Genomic DNA, 14,826 nt, shown 5'->3' with positions numbered 1-14,826 from the left:
CCCTCCTTGTAAAGACTTCTATTTATTATAGCAGATATTGTTAGCTGTTTGAAAAAAGAAAAAAATTCTGAATACTGAAGATTTATTTCTTCAAGCATTCAGAATTTCAATTAATTAATTTTCTTGAGCCAGCCAATTATAGTAAGCATTCACTACTTCAATAGCAATCGCTTTACTAGTTAAATTATCAATCGTTAGCTGCGGTAAAATCACACTAATCGCAATATCTCGCTCACCAGTATTTGTGTAAGCAACTAAATTACTGTTCCAAGTGTTAACTACCGTGCCGTCTTCACCTACATAAACCGTTTCAGCAGTACCTGTTTTGGCATGCAGTCGCCCAGCGGCTCCCGCTAAAGCACCACCCGTTGTATAAGCGCCATTACCAACAACCACATTGCGTAACCCGGTTTGAATAATCCCTAACTGGTCCTCAGTAATATTGATTTCATTTAAAACTTGTCCATTTAAGTCTTGAATCACGTTGGTTGGATCCAAATTTCCCATGTCATCATTACCATAAACTTTGTCCACCACGTGAGCCGCCACCCGTTTACCACCATTGGCAACCGTCGCCATATACTGAGCTAATTGCACAGAAGTATAAGTATCATACTGGCCAAAAGATAAATCGAGAATCAAACCGCCATCCATATCTTCATAGTCAGTCACGCTAATCCCGGTAGCTTCTTTCGGTAAATCTAAGCCGGTTGAAGTTCCTAAGCCAAATTCAGCATAAGTTGCCCGCATTTTTTCATAAGCGTCAACTTGATCGGTAGCATAAGGGAATTTCATGCCTCGGCTGTATTCTCTACCTAACATCCCAATCGCAATTTGCATCATATAAGAGTTGGAAGAATACTCTAAAGCTTGCGCTGCAGTAACTGGCATTGAGCTGTTACGATTAAACCAAGAAGATTTTGATTGTGTTGAATTACCAATATAAATCGGCTGATCAATTAAAGTATCATTACCAAAAATAATACCATTTTCATAACCAATCGCTAAAGTCGCCGCTTTAACCGTTGAACCTGGCGTAAAGGCATTTAAATAAGTTCCCATAACATCAGTTTCCACCTCACCCGTTCCCGGTTGATGACTAACCCCTGCCATCGCATAAATCGCTCCCGTTTCAATATCCATCACTGTAACATAAGCACCTGGCGAATAATAGCCGACGCCTAAAGCAATGCTGTTAAACTGACGATCAACGATTTCTTGCACTTGCTTTTGAAACTCTGTATCAATTGTTAAAACTAGGTTGTCACCTTTTTCACCAGCTTCTTTCACCAATTGATTTTCAATATTACCCTCTTTATCTAAATTAACTTCATAAACAGATTTCTTACCTTTTAAAACATCTTCGTATTGTAATTCTAAATTACTTGTCCCGACGCGGTCATTTAAAGAATAGCCTTTTGCTAAATAATCATCTAAACTATCAGCTGGCAAACCTTCTTGCTGGGTAGTAACACTACCTAAAAAGCCACGAATTAATGGTTCATCGGTATATTTACGTGCCCAGTCAGTTCCGGTACCAATACCTTTAAGCTCTCGTCCATTTTCAGCGACAATCGCTAATTCCGCATCAGTTACGCCTTCACTTTTAACATAAACCGTTTTTAAAGACGCTGCGGCATTCATTCTCGTAAAAATAGTCACAATCTTCATTTCATCTGCCGAAAAGTTCACATCATCTTCAGTCACTTTTTCAACTAATTTAGCATAGTATTCACTAGGATTTAAAAGATTGCCATTTTTATCTTTTTTTTCAGCATCGCTTAAACGTCTTTCAATAATAGCATAACGTTCATCATTCATTAAATAATAATCTTTTTTATCTCGTAAAGTCATTTTCGTATCAGCTGGTACATCAATCAAGCTATTTAGTTGATTAGCAATTTGGAAAATACTTTTACTGCTGACATTATTTCCCCGTGTATAGGTAATCGCTGAATTAGTAATCGTTTCTGCTAGCAAGCGCCCTTTGGCATCATAAATTTGTCCGCGGGGCGTGCTTTCTGTTAGCTCTACCGAATCAGCCAAGTTAAGTTCAGCATTCTTCACTAAATTTTCGCCATTAATGATTTGGATATAACTCAAGCGCGCAATTAAGGCCACAAATAAGCCAAAGATAACAAAAAACAACAAGTTTAAGCGAAACGGAATATGGGAACGCCGCACGTTTTTATGTTGTGGCTCTTCGCCGCCGATTAAATTACCTAAAAAAGCTGTTTTATTCGTTTTATTTTTTTCATGGTTGCTATTTTCTGGTTTCATTCAAAAACCTTACCCTTCATACTATTAAAAAACTATCTATTCATTTCTTCAAAAAAATTAAATTCTTTCACCGTTTCATTGTAACGAATTCCTTGCAATAAAAAAAGAGAAAGTTGCCTAACGCAAAAAAATTTTAATCTTCAAGAGAGATTCTCCTAAAATGTTTCACAAAAAAACAAAATATATTTTCTAAAAATGAAAAAATCCATATTTCTACTATTTTCATAAATTTGCAGTTGTGAAACACCGAAAGACTTTTTCTTTCTGTGGATAACTCTTTGTGGATGACTTAAAACTTTATTCAGTTTTTACTAAAAATATCAGACAATCAAAATCGCATGAAACCCATTTTTTTAAAATGTTGATTCCATACGATTGCTGATTACTATTCAATTATTTTATAAGACTAGTTATTAAATCCTTGGTAAAACAAAATTGGTTTTGATAAGTTTTCTACCAATAAGCTTTCTAAATAGCGCTCCAGTTCACAATAAGCATCTATTAATAAGTAAAACTTATTAGAAATTTGAATCTTTTTGGTAAATTTTGGTCTTCTAATTTCCAAATAATTTTTAGCTTCTGTTTCATAAAAGTCGATAGCATCTTCTACCAAAGTTTCAATATCACAGTCGTTAAAATAAATTGGATTTCTATCTCGTTGAATTAATTTAACTTGTCGCCAAGCTTCCGTGATAAAAGCGACTTGTTTCATCGTCTCTTGAAACTCTTGATAATTGACACGAGTGCTACCATTTTGTAAATGAGCAGTTAAAATCTTGGCACCGATTTTACTGATTTCTCGTTTATTTTTATATTGATAACTTTTCAGCATATCATTTTGGCGTTCCATATTATTAATTTCTTCTAAAACCCGATTAAGTTTTAAAGTAACTTTTCCTTGAAATTGATTCATAGGAATTACTTCGGCTAAGTTTTCATGCTCTGCAACAAACTCAGGTTCTGGATCTTCATACATTACAGGCTCAGCTACGTTAAAAGCTGGTTCCTGATAATAGTCATACTCTTCTTCTGATTGATAAATTGGTTCTGACTCCACCACTGTTTCAACAAACAAGCTATCTGGATCACCATTCTCCAACGCTTCTCTAAAAGCACGGCGAGTAGGCATCATAGTGGCTACTACCTTTTTAGGAGCTTCAACAACTTCTTCTTCCAGCTCTGGCTGTTCCTCTTCTTCATCAAAATCAAAGATTTGACGGTCAAAAACAATCCGTTCCTTTTGAATCGCTGGTTTTTGTGGCTCTACTTTTTGAAGTTTTGTTTCTTCAACTAAATCCGCTAACTCTTCTACTGGCTCTGACTCAGTATAAGTTTCTTCTGGCTCACTAACTGGTTGAAAAGCTTCAAATTCAGTTTCTATAAATTCATCTTCAGCAATTTCTTCATCTGCAAATTCTTCTAGCTGTTCGACAATCGGCTCAACAGTTTTTTCCACAATTGGTTCTGGCTCAGGTTGTGGTAATTGTGGCAAGCCTTCTGTTTGTAAACGAAAATCACCAATTGATGATTTTAAAGAGCCTAATTCGTTAAGCATCTGGGTTAATTCATCTTGAATTTTAGGAATTAAGCTTGAAGTCGTTAATAAAGTCTGGCTAGCGCCTTCTTCAGGTGCTGTCGCTACTTCAACTTCGGCTGTAGGTGCAACTTCTGCCACCACTTCCTCAACAGCTTCAATTTTAGTTGCTGGTATTTCAAATTCTTCTACTGGTTCTGCGATAATATCAGCGACAACTGGCTCTGGCTCTCTTGACGGATGGAAAACTTCCTTCTCTTGAATAATGACTTTTTTCTCAGCCACAACTTCGGATTCCGTCATTTCTTCTGGAACAACGATAATTTCCTCGTCAGCAAATTGCTGCTCACCCATTTGTTCTTGATAAGCGGTTTCGGCTGCCATCATTCGTTGTTCTTCTTGAAGTAATTGCACGTTCTCTAAAGCCAACATCCGATATTCAACTAAAATCTGGGATAATGCTTCTCCCCATTTAACAATCCGTTGCGCATCAATTTTATCAAAAGGGGTATCGTTAATAATAGTGATAATTAGAAAATCATCTGAGTGACTATCCCACAAGTGCATGCTTTGAATCACCATGCGATGAAATGACTTTTTCCAAGAGTTTAATACTTTGCGAACGAAACTTTCTTGACTTGAAAATAACTGCTGGTATTCTTCAGGAAAAAGTTTGCATTTCAAATATACCTCATCAGCACCAACTAAACTATTCGTATAGATTGGTGTTTCTAATTCCTCTCTTTCTATTGCACGACGAAGATAAATATTTTGTTCTTCTTTTGCCATAACCTTTTAATCCCTCATCTTTTCTTTCAATAAAATCTTAAGCTAAAATATTCCCCGCTCACCAACTGGCAAAGGAATACTCTATTTGTTTCAATATACTTATCTTTTTACTATACTTTACAACTGATTTCAGTTAATCATCAGTCACCCACGCAAAATATAGCCTTCTTTCAATAAACTCTTAGCGATTTATTGACTACCTCTTCTATTATAGTACAATTCAGTCTATTTTAAAAACCTATTCTTATATTTCTCCATTTTCCAGTATATCATATAAAAAATTATTTTTTTACTTCTTTTCTACTTGCTTTTTTTAGAAAAAGCAGTTTCCCATTATTCCTTACTGCTAAAATAGCCAGAACTAGCTAAATAAAAGGATATTTTTAATGGCTGAACGCATTTTTTCACTAAATATTCTTGCAATTTTCATAAAAACACTTTAACCTAAGGAAAGAACTATTTTCTACCTCTATTTTTATATAAGGACGTGTCAATTTGAAACAAACGGCGGAAAGCTTATTTATCTTACTAACGAAAAGCAAACGAAATACGATTTACTTACGCCAACAAGCAAATGGCCTTTATTATTTCTCAAAAAAGAAATTAGCCAATCCTAGTGGCTGGCTGTTAAAAAATATTTATATTGAAGATGAATCAGTTACTATGGAGTTCGTTAACGTTCAAAATTTTGAAAAACGAACTTTAACGGTCATTTCTCATGAAAGTTTTGAAAAAATCTTTTATTTTATTGAACCTTCTAAATTTGCGCCTTTTCCTCATGCGCCGCAAAATATAGATACGACAATTATCATTAACGAAATTGAACAAAATCAACGCATCAAACAGCAAACCAGAAATATCTGGCTTTTAGCAGGAGCTATCATCTTCCTAATTTTAATTTTTGCGCGTTTTGCTACCATTTAAAAAATCCTTGATAAAGAATGAAAAATCATTCCATCAAGGATTTTTATTATTTTATTTACTAAAATTAGCTACTTCGGCTACGATTGACTCGATAAAGATATTTAAATCTTCAACAGTAGTTTCTTTACTACCATAACGACGCAAGTTAACTGTCGTATCAGCCATTTCTTTATCCCCTACGACAATTTGATAAGGAATTTTTTGCGTTTGTGAAGCCCGAATCTTATAACCCATTTTTTCATTGCGGTCATCAAGTTCCACACGTAAGCCTTGCTCTTGTAAGCGACGTTTCACTTCATAAGCATAGTCAGCGTGCGCTTCAACTGATACCGGAATAATTGTTGCTTGAATCGGTGCTAACCAAGTTGGGAACGCACCTTTGTAAACTTCGGTTAAGTAAGCTACAAAACGTTCCATCGTTGAAACAATTCCTCGGTGGATTACCACTGGACGATGTGTGTTTTCGCCATCTTCCCCTACATAAGTTAATTCAAAACGCTCTGGTAATAAGAAATCCAACTGAATTGTTGATAGCGTTTCTTCATTGCCTAAAGCTGTTTTTACTTGAACATCTAATTTAGGGCCGTAAAAAGCTGCTTCCCCTTCAGCTTCAAAATATTCTAATTCTAATTCATCCATGGCAGCTTTCAGCATCGTTTGAGCATTTTCCCACATTGCATCATCATCAAAATATTTTTCAGTATTTTTAGGATCGCGATAGCTTAAACGGAAACGATAATCAGTAATATTGAAATCTTTATAAACTTCAATCATTAAATCTAATGTCCGTTTAAACTCATCTTTAATTTGGTCAGGTCGCACAAATGTATGTCCATCGTTTAAAGTCATTTCCCGCACTCGCTGTAAACCAGAAAGAGCACCTGATTTTTCATAACGGTGCATCATCCCTAATTCAGCAATCCGAATTGGTAATTCTCGGTAAGAATGGATATCATTTTTATAAACCATCATGTGGTGCGGACAGTTCATTGGGCGTAAAACTAACATTTCGCCATCACCCATATCCATTGGTGGAAACATATCTTCATGGTAATGATCCCAGTGACCAGAAGTTTTATACAAATTAACATCCGCCATAATTGGTGTATAAACGTGTTGGTAGCCTAAGCTGATTTCTTTGTCAGTAATATAACGTTCAATTGTGCGGCGAATTGTTGCACCTTTTGGCAACCAGAACGGTAAGCCAGAACCAACTTCTTGTGAAACCATAAATAAATCAAGTTCTTTACCTAATTTACGATGATCTCTTTCTTTAGCTTCTTCCCGCATTTTAATAAATTCTTTTAAATCTTTTTTATCAAAGAAAGCTGTTCCGTAAACCCGTTGCATCATTTGGTTATCGGAATTTCCTCGCCAATAAGCGCCAGCAACTGATAACAGTTGGAAAATTTGAATGCGGCCAGTTGATGGTACGTGTGGACCACGGCATAAATCAACAAAATCAGCTTGTTGATAAGCAGTAATCACTTCATCGGCTGGCAAATCAGTAATTAATTCCACTTTGTAAGGATCATCAGCGAAAAGTTCCAAAGCTTCTTCCTTAGTTAAAACTTTGCGTTCAATCGGATTGTTTTCTTTAACGATTTTCATCATTTCCGCTTCAATTGCCGCTAAATCTTCAGCGGTAACTGGATTTTCACCATTGTCTGTATCGTAATAAAAACCTGACTCAATCGCTGGGCCAACGCCGAAATGAATTTTTGGATACAAGCGACGCATTGCATTTGCCATTAAATGGGCAGTAGAATGACGTAAAATCCCTAAAGCATCTTCATGATCAGGGGTTACAATTTCAAGTCCCCCATCTTCAGTTAATTCTCTTGTTAAATCAATTAATTCCCCGTTAAATTTAGCAGCCAAAGCTTTTTTCGCTAAACTTTTAGAAATTCCTTCAGCAATCGCTAAAGTTGTAATACCAGATTCGTATTCACGAAGCGCACCATCTGGAAAAGTAATTTTAATAGCCATAATTTTTTCTCCTTTTTATCTAATTTTATTGAAACAAGAACTGGGTACAGCTAAATAAAAAAAAGTCCTAGTATCTTAACGATACTAGGACGAAATTCTCGTGGTTCCACCTAATCTTTAAATAAACAAGCTAAATAAAGCTGCTTATTCCTTAGCGTGATAACGGTACGACCGCCTCTGTTTCAACAGAAGTCTTGAAAGTGGTCATCCCCTGTGGTTTATCTAGGAAATTTTCAGCCATGATTTCCCTCTCTAATAGATGCCTGCAAGTTCAGTTGTCTTTCTTTTCAATCAACTATGAAGTAATTTAAACATTATTTTTGCGAAATTGCAAGTCAAAGATTTAAAAGTTTCTGAAAAAATGACTTATCATTGCAAAATAGTTACGCTAGCTAATGGTTTATTCTTCATTGGCAGCTTGGTTAGTTCCATACAATGAAACGTTATGTGAGCTACCGCGTTTAGAGAAATTTTCAAGCATTTCTTTTACATCAATGCCCGTTGTTTCTTTTAAAGTTTCTTGAGTGCCAGCTAATAAATTCGTTGCATAATTAGTGATGCGATTGGCACCACCAGTTGTTCCTTCAGAACCGCCAGTATCAACCACGGTAATCTTATCAATATTAGCTAAAGGCTGTGCCGCTTCTTTCATTAACTGTGGTAACATTTCCATAAGCATACTTAAAACAGCAGCTTCGCCATATTCTTTGAAAGCATCGGCAATTTTTTGTTTTGCTTCCGCTTCGGCTTTACCTCGTAATAAAATGGCTTCTGATTCGGCTTGACCAGCCAAGCGCGTTTTGTTGGCATCCGCTTCCGCTAAAGCTTCAATTCTGAAACATTCCGCCTCAGCTTCGGCAACTTCCCGTGCTTTTTTCGCTAAGGCATCTTGTTCAAGAGCATAACGGTCAGCATCGGCTTTTTTCTTAACTTCTGAATCATATTGTTTTTCACGACGAGTGATTTCTTTTTCTTCTAATTCAATTTGTTTTTGACGCTCGATGACTTTAACTTCCATCTCTTGTTCAATAACGTGTTGTTGCGCTCTGGCGCTTTCCAAATTGTAAGCTTGGTCAGCTTTTGCTCGTGCAATATCTTGTTCTTCTTTATAAGCTGCTAATTTTAATTCTTTTTCTTTAGAAGCTTCGGCAATTTCTGTTTGTCGTTGTAACTCAGCTTGTTGTGATTCTTTTTCAGCTGCTGCTTTTTTAATTCGCGTTTCTTTCCACGCCTCAGCTTCAGCGATATCCGCATCCCGTTTCACTTGGGCAATTCTCGGTTTCCCTAATGAATCAAGGTAGCCATTTTTATCACGAACTTCTTTAATCGTGAAAGACACAATAATTAATCCCATTTTAGCTAAGTCCACAGAAGCAACTTCTTGCACACTCTGACTAAATTTGTCGCGATTTTGATAAATTTCTTCTACCGTCATTGAACCTAAAATCGAACGTAAATGACCTTCTAAGACTTCACGAGCTTCATTTTCAAGTTCTTCACGAGTTTTACCTAAAAACTGTTCGGCAGCAGTGGCGATTTCTTCCACTGAAGAACCGATTTTAATGATTGACGTACCATCACACATGACTGGTACCCCTTGTTCTGTATACACTTCAGGTGTAGAAACATCTAATTTACTTGATAATAAACTAATCCGATTAGAGCGTTGGAAAACTGGTAAAACGAAAGCCCCACCGCCACGGACAATCTTAATTTTATTGCCACGCTCATCAGCATGCACATTTTTAGTCCCTAAATAGCTACCACTAATGATTAAAGCTTCATCAGGCTTCGCTGTTTGATATTTAGAAACAAAGACAATCAATAACATTAATAAAATAAAAACTAGAAGAATAATTGGAAAAAGCAGTCCTAACATTTTTTACTTCCTTTCTTTTTTAGCATAAGAGCGCTTAAATTAAGAAACTAACTAAATCAAGTTCCTAAACCTCTTAGCTTTTCGTTACAAATTTTTCATAAGGAACAACATAACAAACCCGTTCGCGAATTTCAATGATTAATACTTGAGAACCTTGTGGCGCAACAGCCGTTTCTTCACCGTAAAAAGCCGCTGGTCGACTTAAAGAGCCGGTGACACTTTTTAGTTGAATCTCCCCCATGCCTTTAAGGGGAATTGGCGTGATGACCGTCGCTACCTGCCCTTCCATATCTTTTTCAGAGATAGAGAGAGTGGCTTCAGCCTTGCGCATCGGCACCACAACGTAAAAGTTCAATAAAAAGACGATTATTCCAGAAAAACTAACAGCCATAATCAGCAATAACCAACTATTTATGCTTAAAAATTTTTCGCCTAAATGACCAAATAAGCCAATAAAGGCTAAAAAAGGAATAATCAATAAAGGATCAATTGCTCCATCAAACTCTAAAACATCCCCAAAGATTACCATCAAAACTGCTAACCCAGCACAAACTAGCAATAAATACCAATAAATTGTCTCTAGTGGTATACCCATCAACAAAATATCACCTCCCATTTAAAGCTCAATTTTTGTTGCCTGTAACTTATGCTCATGCTTCTTCTTTATTGTAGCATAAAACACAAAAAAACCTAGAAAATCATTGTCATTTTCTAGGTTAAAAATTTATTATTTTTGATATTTTCTTAAAAAACTAGGATTTAGATATGGCGTATGGGTTTCCGCTGTTCTATTTGTCCAGCGCCAAGACTTTGCTTGAGAGCTGAACGAGCCCTTTACTCGGGGGCAGAAAAAGTCTTTACGCTTTTCTAATTACTCATTGGATTTTAGGGCTTCAATCATATCAACGTGTTTTAGTTTATTATGCATAATCATTCCTACTACGAAAGCAAAGAAAATAGTGATTAAGCTGGCGTAAACATAACTTGGAATATGAATCGTTGGTGGGAACATGACCATATCAACTTCGACGGTTTCTAAAACGTAGCGATGCTCAATTTTACCGATTACTAATCCTAATAAAATACCTAGCAACGTTAACAATATGTTTTCCCGATAAATATACATGGTTAGTTCATTATTATAAAATCCTAGCACTTTAATCGTTGAAAGTTCACGAATTCGTTCTGAAACGTTGATATTCGTCAAATTATAAAGCACGATAAAGGCCAACAAACCTGCTGAAATAATCAAGACCCAAACAACAATATTCAAACTGTCAATGGTATCATCTAAAGCATTTTTTGATTGTGATAAGAAAGAAACATTAATAACTTGTTTATTTTCCATTAATTGTTCAGCAATCTTATGCTCTTGCTTACTTGTTAAATCTTTTTTGAATAATAAGAAATCGGTATTAAAGACCGCATCTTTTCCAAAAACTTCTTTGTAATACTTAGGCGTCATAAAGGCATAGTTACCTGTATAGTTTTCGATAATTTCCGAAATCTTGACTTGATAACTTTCGCCATCGCTATTTTTTAAAGTAATGGTATCTTTAACTTTTAAATCAAACTTACGGGCGATTTTTTCATTAATAAAGACACCATCATCTTCTAAATGATAAGTTTCGCCAGTCTTTCGGTCGTTAAACAGTAAGAAATCATCTGTTTCTTTAGTATTTGGCACGTAAACAGTCACTTGGAATTTGCCGTCATCGTGGACTAAATCTAAAGTTGAACTACTAATTGAAATATGATTTTCATACTGACCTACTTCAGAAAGCTGTTGATAATATTTTTCTCGCTCAGCTTCATCTTTTTTCGAGTTAAAAGTTACGATTCCTTGATAATGCCAGATTTTGTTAAACTGAATATTTACAATATCAGAAATTGAATCTTTCAAACCAAAACCAGTGATAATCATTGACATACAACCAGCAATCCCTAAAACGGTCATTAACATTCGCTGTTTATAACGGAATAAATTCCGCATGGTTACTTTTTGGTTGAAGCTTAAATGCTTCCAAATCGGTTTAATTCGTTCCAGTAAAATCCGTTTACCGCTTTTCGGTGCTTTAGGTCGCATTAAAGTTGCTGGTGTACTAAATAGGTCAAAGCGTAAAACGATAACTGCTGTTCCGACTGTACATAACAGCGCCACCGCGATAGCAACTAAACTATATTCTAAGTACCAAGGGGTTACAAATTCAGTGAGATTATAAAGATTCCCGTAGGCGCCAAAAATAATCGTTGGGAATAAGTAATAACCGACAGCTAACCCTAAAATCGCCCCAATTGTTCCAGCTAAGAAAGAGTAAAGTAAGAATTTCATAGAAATTGCTAAATTTTTATAGCCTAAAGCTTTAAAGGTGCCAATTTCTAAGCGTTTCTCTTCAACCATCCGCGTCATAGTAGTTAAACTAACTAAAGCTGCGATTAAGAAGAAAATAATCGGGAAAATTGTTGCTAAAGATGAAATTCGCCCGGCATTATCTTCATACTCTAAATAGCCAGGATTATCATCTCTGCTATTAAAAACATAAGCTTGTGCTTTGGTTTCTGCCAAAACATCTTCTTGCGTATCAATTTGTTTTTTAGCATTTTTTAACTTAGGTTCTTGTTCGGCTTTTTCTTTATCAAACTCAGCCACAGCTTCTTCATATTTCTTTTCACCGTCAGCTAGTTCTGTTTTACTTTTAGCAAGTGTTGCTTCACCATCAGCCACAGCTTGATTTAACTGTGTTTTAGCAGCAGCGATTTCTTGTCGGCCATCTTCGATTTGTTGACGACCAGCCGCAATTTGTTGCCGAGCAGCAGCCAGTTCATTTTCAGCAGTAGTGATTTGAGCAGCAGCTCCATCATATTGCTGAACTTGACCATTGATTTCGGCAATTGAGCTATCAATCGTTGCTACTGTGTTATTAGCTTGAGCCATTGCTCCATCTAATTGACCAACAACCGCATCAATACTACTAATAATATTTCTTTTCGTGGGATTATTGATAAAGTTCGCATGACTCCACGTAATTCCTGGTGGCATTTGTTGAAAAATCCCGATTACTCGCATCGCCCAGTCATCAGCAACAGATTCAAATAAATCATCAGCAATCCAATTAATATTATTTTTTGCACTTAAAACACTATCTTTTGATGCTTGATAAGGTGCAACGCTAGCACTAGCCTGTTCCTGTTGCGTTTGTAGCTCAGCTAATTTAGCTTTGGCCGCCTCAACTTCAGTAGCTTTAGTAGCTAGTTCTTGTTTTTGCGTGGCTAGCTCTTGATCTTTAGTGGCTAATTCAGCTTCTTTAGCCACTATTTCTTTTTCTGAATTAGCTAGCTTATTTTCGTTGGCGGTAATTTCTGCTTGGCCATCTTTCTTTTTAGTAGCTAACTCATTTTGACCTTTAGTCAATTCGGCTTGAGCGTCATCTAATTCCTTACGACTCTTAGCTATTTCGGCTTCACCATCAGCAATCGCTTTTTCACCATCAACAATATCTTGTTTAGCTTGATCAATTTCAACTTGTGCTTCATCTTTGGCTTCTTTTAAGCGATCTTCAGGCCGTTTCTTCAAAAGTGTTTCAATTTGCTTTTGATCTTTAGCTAAACGTTCCTCATAAGTATCAGAATAAGCCGTTAAATCAGCTAAATCTTTATATCTCACTAAAATACTAGAAAAGACTTCTTGATTAAAGTCGGCTTCAGAAACAACTCCAAAATAGTTAATTAAGCCTGAGCCTACATTAGTATTCCCACGAGAGACTTTTTCAACATAAGTAGGATTATTCACAAAACCTACTACTTTATATTCTGGTAATTTTAAGTTGTCGTATACATCATCTGCTTCAGGAATTTTAAAAGTTTCCCCAAGTTTGTAAGCCCCAAGAGAATGTAGGCGACCATCTAAGGCAATCTCCCCACTCTTTTTAGGTAAACGACCTTCTACCAAAACATATTGATTGATTTTTTGCTCTGGTTGATAGCTAAATACTCGAATTACATTATTTATTTCAGTTAAACTAATGTCTGCCGAGTAAAGCCCTTCTGCTTCCAATACATTTTTGTTTTCTTTAACTATTTTTAAATCTTCTTCTGCTAAGCCTAAAGAAGAAATAATTTGATTATCGGCCAATTGATAATCACGATAGTAATTATCAGCCGTCTTCATCATATCTGGCCCTGTTCCTCGTAATCCAACAAAGAATGCTACACCTAAAAAGATAATCCCTAAGATAGAGAAAAAGCGTGCTTTAGATTGACGGATTTCTCGCAAGCTAGAAGTAAGCATCGCTCGCATTTTCATCTAAACTTCATCCCCTCTACCATTCTATTCTTTCAACTGGTGTTGGATTTTGATTAATTTCAACACTACGAACTTTTGCGTCATTAATACGAATCACACGATCTGCCATCGGTGCAACTTGTGAATTATGAGTAATAATCAAAACAGTTGTGCCAGTTTCTTTTGCTGTATCTTGTAAAATTTTCAAAATTTGTTTCCCAGTTTCATAATCAAGGGCACCAGTTGGTTCATCACATAGCAACAACTTAGGACGTTTTGCTAACGCGCGAGCGATTGTCACCCGTTGTTGTTCACCACCAGAGAGCTGCGCTGGAAAGTTATCCATCCGCTCTCCTAAACCAACAGATCGTAAAATTTCTTCTGCATCTAAAGCATTTTTTACAATTTGTGATGCCAATTCAACATTTTCTTTTGCAGTTAAGTTAGGTACTAAGTTATAAAACTGAAAAACAAAGCCAACATCATTACGGCGATATGTCGTCAATTGTCGATCGTTATACTTTGCAATATTGGTTCCATCAATAATAACTTCTCCATCATCACAACTGTCCATGCCACCTAAAATATTCAGAACAGTTGATTTACCAGCTCCACTAGGTCCTAAAATAACGGCTACCTCACCTTTTTCAACTGAAAAGGTAATCCCATCATTAGCAGCAATAACAGTATCACCCATTTGATACCGTTTATACTCATTAATAACTTCTATATAACTCATGGTTAGCCTCCAAAAATAACAATATAACATATTTTACCATTATTTTTTTTAAAATGGTGAATATCTGAAAAAGTTGCGAAAATAAAACAAATCTGTAAAAATTGAAACATTTCTATAGTTCATTCACTTTTCATTTAAAGAGTAAAGTCATAAAGGGCTTTATTCTAAAAAAGCTGAGAAAATAACCGCTGATTAAAAAAATACTTTGATAAAAAAACATTTCCTAGTATTTTAAAAATAACTTATCCTCAAAATAATTTTACCGATAACTCTCCTTTGAAAAAATTTGACATAAAAAAAGAAGCTCATCCCAAAGGAACTGCCACTATAATTAGATACAACTAAAAAGGAGCACCTCAAATTTGGTAAAATAAATTTGGAGGTGTTTTCTGATGTCAAAACATAATTTT

8 protein-coding genes are annotated in these 14,826 nt (G+C 35.8%); 1 reads left to right on the top strand and 7 read right to left on the bottom strand.

Annotated features, from left to right (window positions below):
* Nucleotides 1-114: 114 nt before the first annotated feature.
* Nucleotides 115-2,280 (bottom strand): penicillin-binding protein 2, encoded by a 2,166-nt coding sequence (locus M2139_RS10440; protein WP_280738787.1) that lies wholly within the window; start codon nt 2,278-2,280, stop codon nt 115-117.
* 406 nt (nt 2,281-2,686) lie between these two features.
* Nucleotides 2,687-4,603, bottom strand: a complete 1,917-nt coding sequence (locus tag M2139_RS10435) for a hypothetical protein (protein WP_280738786.1) — start codon at nt 4,601-4,603, stop codon at nt 2,687-2,689.
* Between the two features lie 495 nt (nt 4,604-5,098).
* Between M2139_RS10435 and M2139_RS10430 the strand changes: the two genes are divergently transcribed.
* Entirely contained in the window at nt 5,099-5,527 is a 429-nt protein-coding gene (locus tag M2139_RS10430) for a hypothetical protein (RefSeq protein ID WP_280738785.1), read from the top strand.
* 51 nt (nt 5,528-5,578) lie between these two features.
* Here M2139_RS10430 and thrS read toward each other — a convergent pair whose 3' ends face one another.
* The 5 genes from thrS to M2139_RS10405 all read right to left on the bottom strand — a co-directional run bounded on the left by thrS (nt 5,579) and on the right by M2139_RS10405 (nt 14,416).
* Nucleotides 5,579-7,516 (bottom strand): threonine--tRNA ligase, encoded by a 1,938-nt coding sequence (gene thrS, locus M2139_RS10425; RefSeq protein WP_280738784.1) that lies wholly within the window; start codon nt 7,514-7,516, stop codon nt 5,579-5,581.
* Nucleotides 7,517-7,916: 400 nt separating this feature from the next.
* On the bottom strand, nt 7,917-9,395 hold the full coding sequence (locus tag M2139_RS10420) for a flotillin family protein (protein ID WP_280738783.1): 1,479 nt from the start codon (nt 9,393-9,395) through the stop codon (nt 7,917-7,919).
* 73 nt (nt 9,396-9,468) lie between these two features.
* A complete protein-coding gene (locus tag M2139_RS10415; protein WP_280738782.1) occupies nt 9,469-10,011 on the bottom strand; it encodes a hypothetical protein in 543 nt (180 codons plus the stop codon).
* A 255-nt stretch (nt 10,012-10,266) separates the two neighbouring features.
* Nucleotides 10,267-13,698, bottom strand: a complete 3,432-nt coding sequence (locus tag M2139_RS10410) for an FtsX-like permease family protein (protein ID WP_280738781.1) — start codon at nt 13,696-13,698, stop codon at nt 10,267-10,269.
* A gap of 16 nt (nt 13,699-13,714) precedes the next feature.
* On the bottom strand, nt 13,715-14,416 hold the full coding sequence (locus M2139_RS10405; RefSeq protein WP_280738780.1) for an ABC transporter ATP-binding protein: 702 nt from the start codon (nt 14,414-14,416) through the stop codon (nt 13,715-13,717).
* Between the last annotated feature and the right edge of the window lie 410 nt (nt 14,417-14,826).

The sequence above is a fragment of the Enterococcus sp. PF1-24 genome, from assembly GCF_029893325.1.
Taxonomy (GTDB): domain Bacteria; phylum Bacillota; class Bacilli; order Lactobacillales; family Enterococcaceae; genus HY326.
The sequence above is the reverse complement of the archived record's forward strand: the minus strand, read 5'-3'. Positions and strand labels throughout refer to the sequence as shown.

Bases quoted from the DNA above. Each gene is read 5' to 3' on its own strand.
- M2139_RS10440 (WP_280738787.1), bottom strand. From the start codon at position 2,280: ATGAAACCAGAAAATAGCAACCATGAAAAAAATAAAACGAATAAAACA.
- M2139_RS10435 (WP_280738786.1), bottom strand. From the start codon at position 4,603: ATGGCAAAAGAAGAACAAAATATTTATCTTCGTCGTGCAATAGAAAGA.
- thrS (WP_280738784.1), bottom strand. From the start codon at position 7,516: ATGGCTATTAAAATTACTTTTCCAGATGGTGCGCTTCGTGAATACGAA.
- M2139_RS10420 (WP_280738783.1), bottom strand. From the start codon at position 9,395: ATGTTAGGACTGCTTTTTCCAATTATTCTTCTAGTTTTTATTTTATTA.
- M2139_RS10415 (WP_280738782.1), bottom strand. From the start codon at position 10,011: ATGGGAGGTGATATTTTGTTGATGGGTATACCACTAGAGACAATTTAT.
- M2139_RS10410 (WP_280738781.1), bottom strand. From the start codon at position 13,698: ATGAAAATGCGAGCGATGCTTACTTCTAGCTTGCGAGAAATCCGTCAA.
- M2139_RS10405 (WP_280738780.1), bottom strand. From the start codon at position 14,416: ATGAGTTATATAGAAGTTATTAATGAGTATAAACGGTATCAAATGGGT.